Consider the following 15988-nt stretch of genomic DNA (forward strand, 5'->3'; position numbering starts at 1 on the left):
GACCAACACGGTCCTGAAGGAAATCCGTTTCCGCCTCAAGATCGACACCCACGACTACGAGACGAAGCGCGGCCACGCGCTCCGCTTCCTCGGCGCCGGTGACAAGGTCAAGGCCATGATCCAGTTCCGCGGCCGCGAGCAGCAGCGCCCCGAAATGGGCATCCGTCTGCTCCAGCGCTTCGCCGACGACGTCGCCGAAGTCGGCGTCGTGGAGTCCAGCCCGCGCATCGATGGCCGCAACATGGTCATGGTGGTGGGTCCGCTGAAGAACAAGGCTGAAGCCAAGGCTGAGGCCCGCCGTGCAACGCAGCGCGCAGAGGCCAAGGCCGAAAATGAAGCCAAGGCATCGGGCCGCGTTGACACTTCAGGTGGAGAAGCGCCCCTGACCCAGTCGCTCGCCGACCTTCTTCCGGAGGGCTACCAGGTCCGGACCGAGGCGTCCGAGACCGAGGCAGCCGCGACGGCTCCGGCGACGGACGCTCCGGCGGCCGAAGCCCCCAAGGCCGAGCCCGAAGCCCCCAAGGCTGACGCGCCCAAGGCCGAGGAAGCCGCAGCCGAGAAGGCTCCGGCAGTCGAAACCCCGGCCCAGGACGAGCCGAAGCAGGAGGCCCCCAAGGCCCCCAAGGCGGCTGCTCCGAAGGCAGCGCCCAAAGCCGCCGCGAAGCCCGCGGTGACCAAGGAGCCTGCCGCCCCCAAGGCGGCGGCACCGAAGGCGCCTGCAGCCCCCAAGGCCCCGGCCGCGGCGGCAACGCCGGCTGCCGACAAGCCTGCACCGAAGCCGGCTGCGGCACCGAAGCCGGTCGCCCGGCCCGCGGCGCCCAAGCCCGCAGCACGGCCGGCGGCCCCCAAGGCCGCCCCGAAGCCGAGCAGCAAGAAGACCAACTAGTTCACGGCTGCCGGACAGTAATGTCAGGCAGCAAGCAACCAGCACGCCGCCCGCAGGGGCGGCTGCACGAAAGACTGCAGACCCCCTCTGCGGATACGTTAGGAGATCGGTTCCCATGCCGAAGATGAAGACCCACAGCGGTGCTAAGAAGCGCTTCAAGCTGACCGGTAGCGGCAAGCTGCGCCGCCAGCAGGCCAACCGCCGCCACTACCTCGAGCACAAGTCCTCCCGGCTGACCCGTCGCCTCGCCGGCGACAAGATCGTCTTCAAGGGCGACGCCAAGGTCATCCGGAAGATGCTCGGCATCTAAGTTCCAAGTTCTCGGACCTGTTGCCACCTGGCAGCGGTCCACTACCAAAAAGGCTTCTCAGGCCAGCCGGGACCTCCGGCAGTAGACGCTTGGGATCAGAATTCTGAAGGAGTACGCACGTGGCACGTGTGAAGAGGGCGGTAAACGCCCACAAGAAGCGCCGGGTTATCCTCGAACGCGCAAAGGGCTACCGTGGACAGCGTTCGCGCCTGTACCGCAAGGCTAAAGAGCAGCTGCTGCACTCGTTTGTGTACAGCTACGGCGACCGCAAGAAGAAGAAGGGCGACTTCCGCCGCCTGTGGATCCAGCGCATCAACGCTGCGTCCCGCGCCAACGGCCTGACCTACAACCGTCTGATCCAGGGCCTGAAGGCCGCTGAGGTCGAGGTTGACCGCCGTATGCTGGCCGAGCTGGCCGTCTCCGACGCCAACGCCTTCGCCGCGCTGGTCAAGGTCGCCAAGGACTCGCTCCCCGCCGACACCTCCGCTCCGGCCGTCCAGGTCGAAGCCGCTTCTGCCCCGAAGGCCGCCAAGAAGGCCCCCGCGAAGAAGCCTGCCGCCAAGAAGGCTGACGCCGAGGCCGCAAAGTAGTTCCTGCCGCCGTCGAAAGACAGCGCGTTCAAGAACCGGCTGCGAAAGCAACTAAGGTTCTTATATGAACGAAACCGGGCGCCCGCAAGACTTCCCACTCTCCAATCCCCGAGCCGATCGGGTGAGGAAGGTGGCACAGCTTGCCGGGCGCCCGGCCCGTTTAAAGCGCAACGAGTTCCTGGTGGAAGGCCCGCAGGCTGTCCGCGAGGCCCTGGCCCTGCACCAGAAGCGGGTCGCCGCGGGGGAGCCCGGTCTGGTCTACGAGGTCTACGCAAGCGAGGCATGCCTGGACCGGCACCCGGAACTGGAGACCCTCGCGGAGGGCACTGCCGCCTATCTGGCCACCGACGAAGTCCTGGCGGCCATGGCTGACACGGTCACCCCGCAGGGCATCCTGGCCGTCTGCGGCACCCTGGACGTGGACCTGGACGCCGTCCTGGACGCCGGCCCGCAACTGCTGGCGGTCCTCTGCCAGGTCCGCGACCCCGGCAATGCCGGCACCGTGCTCCGGGCCGCGGACGCGGCCGGCGCCGACGCCGTCATCCTCACCGCCTCCAGCGTGGACATCTATAACCCCAAGGCCGTGCGCTCGACGGCAGGGTCCCTCTTCCACCTGCCGGTGGTGCTGGGCGCCGACATCGAGGAGCTCGTGGCCCGTTGCAAGGAACGCGGCATCGGGATCCTCGCGGCCGACGGCCAGGGCCAGCTGAACCTGGACACCCTGCAGGACGAGAACGCGGCCCGGCGGCTCGGTGCCTCCGACGCCGAATCCCGGTACTCCCTGGAGCAGCCCACCGCGTGGCTGTTCGGCAACGAGGCCCAGGGACTCTCCGAGGCCGAACTTGCCCTGGCCGACCACCGGGTGGCCGTGCCGGTCTACGGTGCGGCGGAAAGCCTGAACCTGGGCACCGCGGCCACCGTGTGCCTCTACGCCAGCGCCCGCTCCCAGCAGCCGGTCGCCTGAGCCGAGGACTTGACCTCCTCTTAACGAGGGCGGCTGTTAACGACGGCGGCGGGCCCCACCAACCGGTGGGACCCGCCGCCGTCGTACTTTCACTATCCCGGAGCTGCCGGGACCATGGTTGGATGAATTAGGTGGTCTTGTTGCGGCCCGTGATGGCACCGTAGATTCCGGCTACGACGAGGCCGCCGACAATGGCAAGGAGCCAGGAACCGAGATTCCAGAATTCCATCTTGCCGCCGCCGAACAGCAGGTCCCCGATCCAGCCGCCGACAATGGCTCCGACGACGCCGAGCACGAGGCTGGTGACCCAGCCGCCGCCGACCCTGCCAGGCATGACTGCCTTAACGATTGCACCTACAATGAGTCCGAGAATGATCCAGCCTAGAAAGCCCATTTCTCCTCCTACATATTCGTCGGCATTCACCTTAGGAATCCCGAATATGGCTTCAAGCTAACACAGCGCGATGCCGGTGTCAGTAACATCACACTCAATCGTTACGTAGCTCTTCCGGCCCCGCCGTGGCGCGTCAGCGGGCCCGGAACGGGTACGGTATTCCTTGCGGAAGCGGGCGCCGCGCGGCGTCCCGGATCATCCTGACAAACCCCTCCAAAGGAGACGTTCTCTTGGCTGCAAACGGCGGTACCAAGGCGATTATCGCGGCCCTTGCCGCGAACCTGACAATTGCCGTCCTCAAATTCATTGCGTTCGTCCTGACGCTGTCCTCATCGATGCTCGCGGAGGCCATCCACTCGCTCGCGGATTCGGGGAACCAGCTGCTGTTGCTGGTCGGCGGGAAACGGGCCAAGAAGGAAGCCAGCCCGGAGCACCCGTTCGGCTACGGCCGGGAACGCTACATCTACGCGTTCATCGTCTCGATTGTGCTCTTCTCCGTGGGCGGCCTGTTCGCCCTCTATGAGGCGTGGGGCAAGATCCAGCACCCGCACGGCATCGAAGGGGACTTCTGGTGGGTCCCGCTGGCTGTGCTGGTGGGCGCCATCATCGCGGAGTCGTTCTCGTTCCGGACCGCCATCAAGGAATCCAACCCGCTGCGGGGCAAGCAGAGCTGGATCCACTTCATCCGCAACGCCAAACAGCCCGAGCTGCCCGTCATTCTGCTGGAGGACTTCGGCGCCCTGCTGGGCCTGGTATTCGCGCTGTTCGGCGTCGGACTGACCCTGGCCACCGGGAACGGCATCTGGGACGCGCTGGGCACCGGCATGATCGGCCTGCTGCTGGTGGCGATCGCCGCCGTGCTGGCCGTGGAAACCAAGTCCCTGCTGCTGGGGGAGTCCGCCACGCGCACCGACGTCGCCAAGATCCGCGAGGCCATCGAATCCGACGGCACCCGCATCATCCACATCAAGACCATGCACCTGGGTCCGGAGGAGCTGTTGGTAGCAGCCAAGATCAGCATCGGTGCCGCGGACTCCGGCCGGGACATCGCCGCGGCGATCGACGCGGCCGAGGCCCGGATCCGCGCGTCCGTCCCCACCGCGCGGGTGATCTACCTCGAACCGGACGTCGAGCGGGTTACCGCCGGTTAAGTCCGGGCAGAGTCCTGCGCTGCCGGGGGCCGCTGTCCAGTACCGCCGTGCGGCTACTGGACCAGCGGCCTCTTGCGTTCCACCGCGCCGCTGAGCAGTGCGACGCCGAGTCCCAGGATGGCCAGCACGGCACCCACGAGGGCCGGTGCCACGTAGCCCCAGCCCCAGGCGATGACCAGGCCACCGAGAAACGCGCCGAGGGCGTTGGCCACGTTCAGGGCCGCGTGGTTCAGGGAGGACGCCAGCGACGGTGCGTCGGGCGAGGCGTCAAGGAGCCTTGTCTGCAGCGCCGGGACGAGCATGGAGCCGGCGCCGCCGACCACAAAGACCATCACAAACGCCGACCACGGCCAGTGCACCGCCACGGCGTACACCACCAGGGCCACGGCCACGCCGGGCAGGACCCAATAGATGGTGCCCATCACGGACCGGTCCGCGATGCGTCCGCCGACGATGTTGCCCACCACCATGCCCACCCCATACAAGGCCACCACCAGGGGCAGCCATTCCGCGGGGATGCCGGCCACGGAGGTCATGGTGTGGGCAATGTACGTGTAGGTGGCGAAGAAGCCGCCGAAGCCGACGACGCCGATCAGCACCGCGAGCCAGACCTGCAGCCGCTTGAGTGCCCCGAGCTCCCGCCGGATGCTGGCATCCGCGTGGGGCTCCTGGTAGGGAACGAACTTCCAGAGCATCACCATCGTGGCGATCCCAATGACGCCGACCAGCAGGAAGAGCAGCCGCCAGCCAAAGGACTGCCCCAGCCAGGTCCCGAAGGGCACACCGATGACATTGGAGACGGTCAGGCCCGCCATCACCATCGAGATGGCCCAGCCCCGCCGGGTCGGGGCGACCAGGGATGAGGCAATGACCGCCGCGACGCCGAAGAACGCACCGTGCGGCAGGCCCGCGGCGAAGCGGGACACCAGCATGGTGCCGTAGTCCGGGGCGATAAAGGAGCTGAGGTTGGCCAGGCTGAAGAACAGCATGAGCCCGAGCGCGAGGTATTTGCGCGGCATTTTGGCGCCGACGGCGGCCAGGACCGGGGCGCCGACCACCACACCCAGGGCGTAGGCGGAGATCAGGTGCCCGGCTTCCGGGGTGCCGATGTCCAGCCCCCGTTCCACCTCCTTGAGCAGGCCCATCATGGTGAACTCGGTGGTGCCGATGCCGAATCCGCCCATGGCGAGGGCAAGGATGGCGAGGGTCAGGTGGCGCGTGCCGGTTTTGGGCGTCGCGGGGGAGTCTTGGGTGGTTGTCATCCGTCTGCTTTTCGGGAATTGTCCGGGCCGGGGCCCGGAGAAGGCGGCGTCGTAATTCGGTGGGGTCTCTGTGCAGGGAACGCGGGGGACCTGCCCCGGTATTCCAGCGCCGGACGCCGGGTCTCCACCATTCTCCCCCGGCAGGGCACCTGCGGCGCCCCTAGACTGGTGGACGTGACTGAACTCATCAACGTCGTCGGCGGGGCAGTGGTCGATTCCCTTGCGTCCCCCCGGAACCTCCTGGTGGCCCGGCGGACGGCGCCGCCACAGTTCGCCGGCATGTGGGAGTTCCCCGGCGGCAAAGTGGACCCCGGCGAAACCCCGGAACGCGCGCTGCACCGGGAACTGAAGGAAGAACTCGGGGTGGAGGTCCGGCTGGGGCCGGAGCTGGCCGCCGCGGCACCGTCCGGCTGGCCGCTCAACGAACGGGCCGTGATGCGGGTCTGGTTTGCCGAGCTGGCGGCGGGCACGCCGGAGCCCCTGGAGGACCACGACGAACTGCGGTGGGTGGCCCTGGCCAACCCGGACGAAGTCCTGCGGCTGCCCTGGATCCCGGCCGACCTTCCCATTGTGGAGGCACTCCTGGCCGCCGCCGCGGCCGAACCCTCGCCAAACTGACACCTGTATGTCTACGCTGGGGCGAACCGAGAGGAGCTGGGCGTGCAGGTCGGGGTCAGACGGGAACAGCGTGCCGGGGAACGCAGGGTTGCGGCCACCCCCGAGACAGTGCGGCAGCTGACGGGTCTTGGCCTGTCGGTGCTGGTGGAATGCGGGGCCGGCACCGCCGCCGGGTATAACGACGCCGACTACGAGGCGGCCGGTGCGGTCCTGACCCCGGCGCTGCCGCTGGCGGCCCTAGATGTCCTGCTGCACGTCCGTCCGCTTTCGCCCGAGACCGCCGCGGAGCTGCGCGCCGGGACCGTCACCGTCGGCTTCGCGTCCCCGGCCTCGGAGCTGCAGACGGTGGGGGCCCTTGCCGCCGCGGGGGTGACGTCCTTCGCCCTCGAACTCGTGCCGCGGATTTCCCGTGCACAGTCCATGGACGCCCTGAGTTCGCAGTCCCTAGTCGCCGGCTACCGCGCCGTGCTGGAGGCGGCCCTGCGCTACCCGAGGTTTTTCCCCCTCTACATGACCGCTGCGGGGACCATCCCGCCGGCCCGGGTGCTGGTCCTGGGCGCCGGCGTTGCGGGGCTCCAGGCGATCGGCACCGCGAAACGCCTTGGCGCCCGGGTCTCCGCCAACGACATCCGGGCCGCGTCAGCCGACGAGGTCGCATCGATGGGCGGCACCTTTATCAACCTGGAGCTCGACGCCCGGGCCGCGGACACCCCCGCCGAGGGCACCGGCGGATACGCCCGCGAGCTCGCCGAAGACCGGGCCGACCGGCAGCGGGCCCTGCTGGCGCCGCACGTCGCCGCAGCGGATGTGCTCATCACCACCGCGGCGATCCCTGGCCGGCCGGCGCCGCTGCTGGTCACCGCCGCTATGGTCGCCGCGATGAAGGCGGGATCCGTGGTGGTGGACCTCGCCGCCGAGTCCGGCGGGAACGTGGAGGGCGTCATCGCCGGCCGGGACGTCCTGGTTCCCGTCCCGGGCGGGACCGTGACACTGGTGGGAATGCAGGACGCGGCCTCCGCCGTCGCCTCGGACGCGTCCCGGCTGTACGCCAAGAACGTGGCCAATTTGCTGGCCCTGATGACCACGGACGGGAAGGTGGTCCCGGACTTCGACGACGACGTCGTCGCCGGCGCGTGCCTGACCCACGGCGGCGCCGTCCGCCACGCCGGCACCGCGGCAGCGATGGAGGCACTGAACTAATGGACGCAGTCACGTTGCTCACCGTGGTGGTGCTCGCCGTCTTTGTCGGCTTCGAAGTGGTCTCCAAAGTCACCAGTAAGCTGCACACCCCGCTGATGTCCGGCGCCAACGCCATCCACGGCATCATCCTGGTCGGCGCGGTCATCGTCGCCGGCCAGGCGGGGGAGCCCTGGCTGCTGGCCGTCGCCCTGCTGGCGGTGGTCCTGGCCACCGCCAACCTGGTGGGCGGCTTTGTGGTCACCGACCGGATGCTGGAAATGTTCGGCCCGCGGAAAACGGCCCCTCCCGCGGATCCGTCCGGAGCTCCGCCCGGAGCCCGGACCGGGGCCGGGACCGTCGCCGGCGACCCGGGGGAGGGCCGGCGATGAGCATTCTCGCCCCGGGGTGGACCGCGCTGCTGTACCTGGTGGCCGCCGTGTGCTTCATTCTCGCGCTGAAAGGCCTTAGCTCGCCGAAGACCGCCCGCCGCGGCAACGCGATCGGGGCCGCCGGGGCGGTGGTGGCGCTGGTGACCGTGTTCCTCTCCGGGCGGCTGGAGAACATACCGCTGATCCTCGCCGCCATCGCCGTGGGCACCGCCCTCGCCGTTCCCGTGGCACGGCGGGTGCAGATGACCCAGATGCCGCAACTGGTGGCCCTGTTCAACGGGGTGGGCGGCGGAGCGGCTGCCCTGGTCGCCGTACTGGAACTCGGTCACAGCGACGACCCCTGGGTCCGCCTCGCCGTGGTCTTCACCCTCCTTGTCGGGGCGGTGTCCTTCGCCGGATCGGCCGTGACTGTGGGGAAGCTGCAGGAACTGATCAGCACCCGCCCGCTGCTCTTCCCGGGGATGCCCGCCGTGATGGTCCTTGTCCTGGCCGGTGCCCTGACGGCCGGCGCCCTCGTGGTGCTGACCGGTTCGCCCGGCTGGGCCGGCGTACTGCTGGTCCTGGGCCTGGCAGCCGGGCTCCTACTGGTACTCCCGGTCGGGGGCGCCGACGTGCCGATCGTAATTTCGCTGCTCAACGCGTTCACCGGCCTCGCCGTCGCCGCGTCCGGGGTGGTGCTGGGCAATGTGCTGCTGCTCGTCGCCGGGACCCTTGTGGGGGCCAGCGGCACCATCCTGACCAAGGTGATGGCCTCCGCCATGGGCCGCGGTGTTACGGGGATCATGTTCGGCGCCTTCCGCGGCGGCTCGACGGCGGGATCCACGGCCCTGAGCGACCAGCCGGTGCGCTCCTCCTCGGCGGAGGATGTGGCCGTTCAGCTCGGGTACGCCCAACGTGTCGTGATCGTCCCGGGCTACGGACTGGCGGTGGCCCAGGGCCAGCACACGGTGGCCGAGCTCGCCACAGCCCTGGCCGCCAGGGGAGTGGACGTGGTGTTCGCCATCCATCCGGTGGCCGGGAGGATGCCCGGGCACATGAACGTGCTGCTGGCCGAAGCCAACGTGCCGTACGAATCACTGCGGGAACTCGACGAGGTCAACCCCGAATTCGCCAACACGGACATCGCACTGGTGGTGGGCGCCAACGACGTCGTCAACCCTGCGGCGAAGTCCTCCCCGGGGTCACCGATCTATGGAATGCCGATCCTTGAGGTGGTGCAGGCGCAACAGGTGGTATTCCTCAAACGCTCGATGCGCCCGGGATTTGCAGGCATCGAAAACGAGCTCCTGCACGATCCCAAAACCACACTGTTGTTCGGCGACGCCAAGGATTCATTGTCCAAGGTCCTCGGCGCAGTCAAGATCCTCTAGCCGGCAGGACCCAAGCGCGGACCGGGTCTCAGAACAGCGTGGCCTGCCCGGCCGAGGTGCCAGCCGGATTCCCGGCCGCGGCTCCGGTCGCGGCTCCGGCCGCGGTTACCGGCTCCGGGATGCTCCCTGCCGGGTACTGGGCTTCCTCGTCCCGGGGGTCGACGTTGAGGTCGCGGTGGCTGAACCCGGAGGACCCCAGGAAACCGTGCCGGGACTTGAAATACCGGATGCGCCCGGCCAGCCACTCCCGGTATTCCTTCGACGCGTAGGAGCCGGTGCCGTAGAGGCGGCGGTACCTGCCGGCGAGCTGGGGATGTTCGCGGGCGATCCACTGCATAAACCATTCGCGGGTGCCTGGTTTGAGGTAAAGGGCGCCGGCCGTGACACCGGTAGCGCCGGCCGCCGCCAGCGAGCCGAAGAGTGAATCCAAGGCCTCGTCGGAGTCGGAGAGCCAGGGCAGGATCGGCATGGCCATCACGCCGCAGGGAAGGCCGGCCTCCCGCAGGCGGGAGACCAGTTTCAGCCGCGCCCGCGGGCCGGGGGTCCCAGGTTCCACGGCTTCGGACAGCGTCTCGTCGGTCATGGCCAGCGATATTCCCACGCCTACGGGGACCTGGGCGGCGGCATGCTTGAGCAGCGGGATGTCGCGGGACAGCAACGTACCTTTGGTGAGGATGGACAGCGGAGTGCCGGAGTCGGCCAGGGCGCCGATGATCCCGGGCATCAGCCGGTAGCGGCCCTCGGCGCGCTGGTACGGGTCCGTGTTGGTGCCCAGGGCTACGTGSTGGCGCTGCCAGGAKGSCTTGGCSARTTCYTTGCGCAGSACYTCSGCKGCGTTGATYTTSACYACCACCTGGCTGTCRAAGTCCAGGCCGGCGTCGAAGTCCAGGTACGTGTGGCTCTTGCGGGCGAAGCAGTAGACGCAGGCGTGGCTGCAGCCACGGTAGGGATTGACGGTCCAGTCGAAGGGCATACGGGAACCGGCGACCACCTTGTTGAGCACCGATTTGGCAGTGACCTCATGGAAAGTGACCCCGGCAAACTCGGGGGTGGAGACGGACCGGACCAGTCCGGCCAGCGGGAGCAGCGCGGGAGCGGCCTGCGCCGGACCGCGCCCGGGCCCGGTGCCTGACGGGTCAGCTGGTTCTCCGGTGGCTGGTCCGGCGGGCTTCAGTGCTTGCGCGTCCCATCTCATGAGTACATTCGAATATATGTTCGAAGTTAAGTCAAGGACTGCGGCACCAGGATTCTGCGTTGCGGCCGGCAGTGCGTTGCTAGGCTGGGCGCATGATCCTCCTGACCGGCTTTGAACCCTTCGGCGGCGAAACCACCAACCCGTCCTGGACCGCGGCGCACCACGCGGCGGAGCTGCTCAGAGCCGACGGACACGACGCCGTGGCCGTCGAACTGCCCTGCGTGTTCGGGGAGGCGCTCACGGTCCTCGACGAGGCGCTGGCGCAGTACCGTCCGGAACTCGTGGTCTGCGCGGGACAGGCCGGCGGCCGGGCCCGGATCTCGCTGGAGCGGATTGCGATCAACTGCGACGACGCACGGATTCCGGACAATGCGGGCCACGCGCCCGTGGACGAACCGGTGGTTCCCGGTGCCCCTGCGGCCTACTTCAGCACCCTTCCGCTGAAGGCGGCCGTGGCGGCGCTCGCCGGTGCGGGGATTCCTGCCGAGGTCTCGCAGACCGCCGGCACGTATGTGTGCAATCACGTCTTTTACGGCCTGATGCACAGCCTGCGGCTGAGCCCCGCCATCCGCGGCGGCTTCGTCCATGTCCCGTACGGCCCGGACCAGGTGCCGGCCGGGAGCGGGTTCGCCTCGCTGCCGCTGGAACAGATGGCGCAGGCGCTCGCCGTCGTCGTCCGGACAGCACTGGCGACGACGGCGGATCTCAGGATCGCTGCCGGCGCGACCCACTGATTACTCCAGCAGTTCCCACACGACGTCGACGGCGGCGGTGACCTCGGCGCCGCCCGCCTCGACCGTCAATACCTCCGACGCGACGGCCCGCTGGATCCCGGCCAGCGGGATCGGGCCGGCGTGGCCCGGCTGTCGGGTCACCGACAGGGCGCGGCCCAGCCGGGCTCCAGCCAGGGCGGCGAAGTGCCCGGCGGTTGTCACGGCATCGTGCCACGCCGCCTCCCGGGCCCGGGCTTCCACCCCGGCAGGGTCGGCGAACCCCAGCTCCAGGCCGTTGAGGCGTACGTCGTCCCCGCCGGCGGCCACCGCCGCGGCGATGATGCGGGAGGCGTCGGCCATTACCCGGAGCCGGACACTGAGGCTACTCGTGGCCAGATACCCGGAGACAAGCTGGCCCCGGCCCTCCTGCCAGCTGACCTCGGCCCGGACGTTCAGCCCTGTTGTGGTGATGTCCGCGCCGGGCACATTCTGCCCGCGAAGCGCTGCCGTCACGGCGGCGGACGCTCTGGCGGCCTCCCCGTAGGCGGCCTCCACCCCGGGGCGGCGGCATTCGACGCCGAGGGAAAGCGTCAGCAGGTCCGGGGCCGCTTCCGCGGCACCGGTGCCCGTCACCGTGATGGTCCTGGGAGTTTCCGTCATGCTAGGCCTCAATCCGCCCGGAGGCTGTGGTACCGGAGTGCCGTGGCGGCCTCCGGGAGGGGTGTCGGGGAGTGGGCGGCGGGTAGCCGCCGGCCTGGAGCCCGGCGTTCCGCTCAAAGACGTTCGCCGACCCCGGGTTGCCGGTCCTCCACACGGACCAGCCGGCCGCCAGGAAGTACAAGGGCAGGAACGGAACGCCCAGGCACCAGGCGTATTGGGTGCTGTGCCGCTCCTCGTGGCCCAGCAGCACGGTGTTGTTCAGTGCCTCGGCCGCTCCTGCGCGGAAGAGCACCACGTTGCCCACGGTGAACGCCGCCGCGGCCGGCAGGGGCCAGCGGTAGCCCGTGGCGATGATGAGTCCGCGGGGGCCTCGGCGGAGCCGGGTCCGGGCGCAGGCCGCCAGCAGCAACCCCAGCGGAGTCGTCGCATTCAACACATTGGCCACCTGCCGCAGCCGCTGTCCGGACGTCATGAGGCCATGCTAGCGGGGGAGCCCTGCCGCCAGGAGGGCCCGTCCGTCACGTTCGGGCCCCCGGATGCGTTCATCTAGACTGGACAGGAGCGCCCGCCGGGAAGTTTGCGGCGAGCCCTGCCCTGTCCCTGCCCAGTGCCGACGACGGATGCGCGCGTGCTGCTGCGTCCGTTCCCGGCATCACCCGACTCGTAGCTAAGAACAGTAGATGACTGAAACTTTGCCGGGCGCAGCCGTCCCGAACCCTCTGGACGAAGCCGCCATCACCGCCGCCGTAGACCAAGCCGTCGCCGCCATCGCCGCTGCCTCGACGCTCGACGAACTCAAGGCCGTGCGGCTGGCCCACACCGGGGAAAAATCCGCGCTGAGCCTGGCCAACCGCGAAATCGGTGCACTGCCCAAGGACCAGAAGGCCGCCGCCGGCAAACTGATGGGAGTTTCCCGCGGACGCGTCAACAAGGCGCTCGCGGACCGCACCGTGGAACTCGAGGCCGAGAACGACGCCCGGATCCTGGTCGAGGAGACCGTGGACGTCACCGCCGCCCCGCGCCGCCGTCGTGCCGGCGCCCGCCACCCGCTCTCGACCCTGCAGGACCGCGTTGCGGACATCTTCGTCGGCATGGGCTGGGAAATCGCCGAGGGCCCCGAGGTCGAGTCCGAATGGTTCAACTTCGACGCGCTGAACTTCAAGCCGGACCACCCTGCCCGCGAAATGCAGGACACCTTCTTCGTGGAGCCGCCCGAGGCCCACCTGCTGATGCGCACCCACACCTCCCCGGTCCAGGTCCGGTCCATGCTGGAACGCGAGGTGCCCATCTACGTCCTGTGCCCCGGCAAGGTCTTCCGCACCGACGAACTCGACGCCACCCACACCCCGGTCTTCCACCAGTTCGAAGGCCTGGCCATCGACAAGAAGCTGTCCATGGCGGACCTGCGAGGCACGCTGGAGCACTTCGCCCGCCAGATGTTCGGCGAGGAAGCCCAGATCMGGCTTCGCCCCAACTACTTCCCCTTCACCGAGCCGTCCGCGGAGCTCGACATCTGGCACCCAGGCGCCAAGGGTGGTCCGCGCTGGATCGAGTGGGGCGGCTGCGGCATGGTCAACCCCAACGTGCTGCGCGCCGCCGGCATCGATCCGGACATTTATTCAGGTTTTGCCTTCGGCATGGGCATCGAGCGTACCCTCATGTTCCGCAACGAGGTCGGCGACATGCGCGACATGATCGAAGGCGATGTACGTTTCAGCGAGCACTTCGGGATGGAGATCTAACAGTGCGTATCCCCCTTTCCTGGCTGCGCGAATTCGCGGCCGTTCCGGCCGAAGCAACGGCCGAAGACGTTATGGCGGACCTCGTTAAGGTCGGTTTCGAAGAAGAAGCGGTCCACCGCCCCACGGACACCCTCCAGGGCCCCGTGGTGGTGGGCCAGGTCCTGAGCCTGGTCAAGGAACCCCAGACCAATGGCAAGACCATCAACTGGTGCCAGGTCCGGGTTGTCCCCGAGGGCCAGCAGCAGACCCTGACCGGCGAGGGCATCGACCCCTCCGGCGTCCAGGGCATCATCTGCGGCGCCCACAACTTCGTGGAAGGCGACAAGGTGGTGGTGACCCTGCCGGGCGCCGTGCTGCCCGGCGATTTCCGCATCTCCGCCCGCAAGACCTACGGGCACCTCTCCGCCGGCATGATCGCCTCCGTGCGCGAACTCGGCATCGGCGAGGACCACGACGGGATCCTGGTCCTCTCACGCATTGGCCTGGACCCGGAAGTCGGCACCGACGCCATGGAGCTGCTGGGCCTCTACGACCAGGCCGCCGAAATCAACGTCACCCCGGACCGCGGCTATGCGTTCTCGATCCGAGGCGTCGCCCGGGAGTACGCACACGCCACCGGCACGCCGTTCACCGACCCGGCATCCACCGTGACGGCGCCCGCCGACCTGGCCGGCGGCTTCGGCGTCAAGCTCAACGATGACGCCCCGATCTACGGCAAGCCCGGCTGCGACCGCTTCGTGGCCCGCACCGTCCGCGGCGTCGACGCCACCAGGCCGACACCGCCGTGGATGACCTCCCGGCTGCGGCTCGCGGGCATCCGGTCGATCTCCCTGCCGGTGGACATCTCCAACTACGTCATGCTGGAACTCGGCCAGCCCACCCACTGCTATGACCTGGACACGCTCTCGGGCGACATTGTGGTCCGGCGGGCGGCGGCCGGGGAAAAGATCATCACCCTGGACGCCAAGGAACGCACCCTCGACGCCGAGGACCTCCTGATCACCGATGATTCCGGCGCGATCGGCATCGCCGGTGTGATGGGCGGCGCCGCCACCGAAGTCTCGGACGCCACCACCAACATCCTGGTGGAAGCCGCGCACTTCGACGAGGTCTCGATCGCCCGCTCGCGCCGGCGCCACAAGCTGCCGTCCGAGGCCTCCAAGCGTTTCGAACGCGGCGTCGACTGGCACATCGCCCCGGTGGCGGCCCAGCGGGTGGTAGACCTCCTGGTCGAACTCGCCGGCGGCACCGCCGACGCAACGGGGACCGACGTCGGGACCGCCCCTGACGCCGTCGCCGTCGAACTGCCAGCGGGCTTCGCGGCGGAGCGCATCGGCATCGACTTCACCGAGGAGCAGATCCTGACCTCGCTGCAGGACCTCGGTGCCGTGGTTGAGAAGACCGGCACCGGGTACTCCGTCACGGCCCCGAGCTGGCGCACCGACCTGGAGACCAAGGAGGACCTCTCCGAGGAAATCGCCCGGCTGGTCGGCTACGACAAGATCCCGGCGACCCTGCCGGTGGCACCCCCGGGCCGCGGCCTGACCCGGGTGCAGCAGCAGCGCCGCCGGCTCATCCAGGCCCTGGCCGACGCCGGCCTCACCGAAGTCCTGGCCTACCCGTTTGTCTCCAAGGCTGCCAACGACACCTTTGGTGTCCCGGCCGCCGGCGCGGAACGGAAAGCGCTCAAGCTGGCCAACCCGATCAGCGAAGAGCACGGCTACCTGCGGACCTCCATCCTGCCCGGCCTGATCGAGGTGGCCAAGCGCAACCACTCCCGCGGTTTCCGCGACCTGGCGCTCTTCGAATCCGGGCTGGTGTTCCTGCCGAACGGAACGCTGGGCACCGCGTCCATTCCTCCGTTGGGCGCCAAACCAGCCGATGACGTGCTGGACGGGCTGTACGACGGCGTCCCGGACCAGCCGCTGCACCTCGCGGCCGTGTTGACCGGGTTCGATTCCCCCGCCGCGCCCGAGCACACGCCCCGGCCCTGGGACTGGGCCGACGCGCTGGACCTGGCCCGGCTCGCCGGCGACGTCCTCGGCGTCGAGCTGGTGGTCAGCCGAGGCGAGCACCAGGCCTTCCACCCGGGCAGGACCGCGCAGCTGGCCCTGCGCAGCGGCGACGTGATCGGTTATGCCGGCGAACTGCACCCGAAGCTGCTCGCAGCCCACGACATGCCGGCCCGCTCGGCGGCGCTGGAACTGAACGCAGACGCGCTGTTCGACGCCGCCGCCGATGTGATCGTGGCCCGGCACATCTCCAGCTACCCCGTAGCCACCCAGGACGTTGCCCTGGTGGTGGCCGCCGACGTCCCGGCGGATGACGTGCTGGCTGCCTTGCGCGAGGGCGCGGGGGAGCTGCTGGAGGACGTGTCCTTGTTCGACGTCTACGCCGGGAAGGGCATCGAGGACGGCAAGAAGTCGCTCGCCTTCAACCTCCGGTTCCGCGCGGATGACCGGACGTTGACGGCCGACGAGGCCTCGGCCGCCAGGGACGCCGCGGTCGCAGCTGCGCACGAGCGCTTCGGGGCCGTGCAGCGCTGACGCCCTGACGGACCCGACG

17 protein-coding genes are annotated in these 15988 nt (G+C 69.1%); 12 read left to right on the top strand and 5 right to left on the bottom strand.

The genetic code is table 11. From position 1 onward, the window contains the following. The 4 genes from infC to AC1DHD_RS01785 all read left to right on the top strand — a co-directional run. Window positions 1–886, top strand: an 886-nt coding sequence (gene infC, locus AC1DHD_RS01770) for a translation initiation factor IF-3 (protein ID WP_476878035.1), incomplete at its 5' end; no start/stop codon positions are given. Between the two features lie 115 nt (window positions 887–1001). Continuing rightward, the gene (rpmI, locus tag AC1DHD_RS01775; protein ID WP_009358635.1) at window positions 1002–1196 is read left to right on the top strand and encodes a 50S ribosomal protein L35; all 195 of its coding nucleotides are present in this window, start codon (window positions 1002–1004) and stop codon (window positions 1194–1196) included. 119 nt (window positions 1197–1315) lie between these two features. Then, window positions 1316–1786 carry a 50S ribosomal protein L20 gene (gene rplT / locus AC1DHD_RS01780; protein ID WP_476878036.1) on the top strand — a complete coding sequence of 157 codons (471 nt, stop codon included), beginning with the start codon at window positions 1316–1318 and terminating at the stop codon, window positions 1784–1786. A 64-nt stretch (window positions 1787–1850) separates the two neighbouring features. Next, on the top strand, window positions 1851–2750 hold the full coding sequence (locus AC1DHD_RS01785; protein ID WP_476878037.1) for a TrmH family RNA methyltransferase: 900 nt from the start codon (window positions 1851–1853) through the stop codon (window positions 2748–2750). Window positions 2751–2877: 127 nt separating this feature from the next. On the opposite strand, the gene AC1DHD_RS01790 is transcribed toward AC1DHD_RS01785, so the two are convergent. Beyond that, entirely contained in the window at window positions 2878–3144 is a 267-nt protein-coding gene (locus tag AC1DHD_RS01790; protein WP_476878038.1) for a GlsB/YeaQ/YmgE family stress response membrane protein, read from the bottom strand. 230 nt (window positions 3145–3374) lie between these two features. Here AC1DHD_RS01790 and AC1DHD_RS01795 point away from each other — a divergent pair, with 230 nt between their 5' ends. Then, window positions 3375–4295, top strand: coding sequence for a cation diffusion facilitator family transporter (locus AC1DHD_RS01795; RefSeq protein ID WP_476878039.1), 921 nt, complete (start codon window positions 3375–3377; stop codon window positions 4293–4295). Between the two features lie 53 nt (window positions 4296–4348). Here the strand turns inward: AC1DHD_RS01795 and AC1DHD_RS01800 are convergent, their stop codons facing one another. Further along, the gene (locus AC1DHD_RS01800) at window positions 4349–5557 is read right to left on the bottom strand and encodes an MFS transporter (RefSeq protein ID WP_476878040.1); all 1209 of its coding nucleotides are present in this window, start codon (window positions 5555–5557) and stop codon (window positions 4349–4351) included. A gap of 174 nt (window positions 5558–5731) precedes the next feature. Here AC1DHD_RS01800 and AC1DHD_RS01805 point away from each other — a divergent pair, with 174 nt between their 5' ends. The 4 genes from AC1DHD_RS01805 to AC1DHD_RS01820 are packed head-to-tail and all read left to right on the top strand — an operon-like array spanning window position 5732 to window position 9113. After that, window positions 5732–6175 (top strand): (deoxy)nucleoside triphosphate pyrophosphohydrolase, encoded by a 444-nt coding sequence (locus tag AC1DHD_RS01805; RefSeq protein ID WP_476878041.1) that lies wholly within the window; start codon window positions 5732–5734, stop codon window positions 6173–6175. A gap of 42 nt (window positions 6176–6217) precedes the next feature. Continuing rightward, entirely contained in the window at window positions 6218–7375 is a 1158-nt protein-coding gene (locus tag AC1DHD_RS01810; protein WP_476878042.1) for a Re/Si-specific NAD(P)(+) transhydrogenase subunit alpha, read from the top strand. Beyond that, the gene (locus tag AC1DHD_RS01815; RefSeq protein WP_476878043.1) at window positions 7375–7743 is read left to right on the top strand and encodes an NAD(P) transhydrogenase subunit alpha part 2; all 369 of its coding nucleotides are present in this window, start codon (window positions 7375–7377) and stop codon (window positions 7741–7743) included. Before AC1DHD_RS01810 ends, AC1DHD_RS01815 begins: the two co-directional genes overlap by 1 nt. Continuing rightward, the gene (locus AC1DHD_RS01820) at window positions 7740–9113 is read left to right on the top strand and encodes an NAD(P)(+) transhydrogenase (Re/Si-specific) subunit beta (protein ID WP_476878044.1); all 1374 of its coding nucleotides are present in this window, start codon (window positions 7740–7742) and stop codon (window positions 9111–9113) included. The genes AC1DHD_RS01815 and AC1DHD_RS01820 overlap by 4 nt, the downstream gene beginning before the upstream one ends. A 28-nt stretch (window positions 9114–9141) precedes the next feature. On the opposite strand, the gene AC1DHD_RS01825 is transcribed toward AC1DHD_RS01820, so the two are convergent. After that, a complete protein-coding gene (locus tag AC1DHD_RS01825; RefSeq protein WP_476878045.1) occupies window positions 9142–10308 on the bottom strand; it encodes an Rv2578c family radical SAM protein in 1167 nt (388 codons plus the stop codon). 92 nt (window positions 10309–10400) lie between these two features. Here AC1DHD_RS01825 and pcp point away from each other — a divergent pair, with 92 nt between their 5' ends. Continuing rightward, complete coding sequence (pcp, locus tag AC1DHD_RS01830) at window positions 10401–11042, top strand: pyroglutamyl-peptidase I (protein ID WP_476878046.1); 642 nt, start codon at window positions 10401–10403, stop codon at window positions 11040–11042. Here the strand turns inward: pcp and AC1DHD_RS01835 are convergent, their stop codons facing one another. Both AC1DHD_RS01835 and AC1DHD_RS01840 read right to left on the bottom strand, forming a co-directional pair. Then, window positions 11043–11681 (bottom strand): SIMPL domain-containing protein, encoded by a 639-nt coding sequence (locus AC1DHD_RS01835; RefSeq protein WP_476878047.1) that lies wholly within the window; start codon window positions 11679–11681, stop codon window positions 11043–11045. It abuts the gene before it with no gap. 1 nt (window position 11682) lies between these two features. After that, the gene (locus tag AC1DHD_RS01840) at window positions 11683–12153 is read right to left on the bottom strand and encodes a hypothetical protein (RefSeq protein WP_476878048.1); all 471 of its coding nucleotides are present in this window, start codon (window positions 12151–12153) and stop codon (window positions 11683–11685) included. Window positions 12154–12361: 208 nt separating this feature from the next. On the opposite strand from AC1DHD_RS01840, the gene pheS reads away from it, so the two are divergent. Both pheS and pheT read left to right on the top strand, forming a co-directional pair. Beyond that, on the top strand, window positions 12362–13423 hold the full coding sequence (pheS, locus tag AC1DHD_RS01845; RefSeq protein ID WP_476878049.1) for a phenylalanine--tRNA ligase subunit alpha: 1062 nt from the start codon (window positions 12362–12364) through the stop codon (window positions 13421–13423). Between the two features lie 2 nt (window positions 13424–13425). Next, entirely contained in the window at window positions 13426–15969 is a 2544-nt protein-coding gene (pheT, locus tag AC1DHD_RS01850) for a phenylalanine--tRNA ligase subunit beta (protein ID WP_476878050.1), read from the top strand. Window positions 15970–15988 lie beyond the last annotated feature (19 nt).

It is taken from the genome of Arthrobacter sp. 05L45_2, assembly GCF_056397525.1.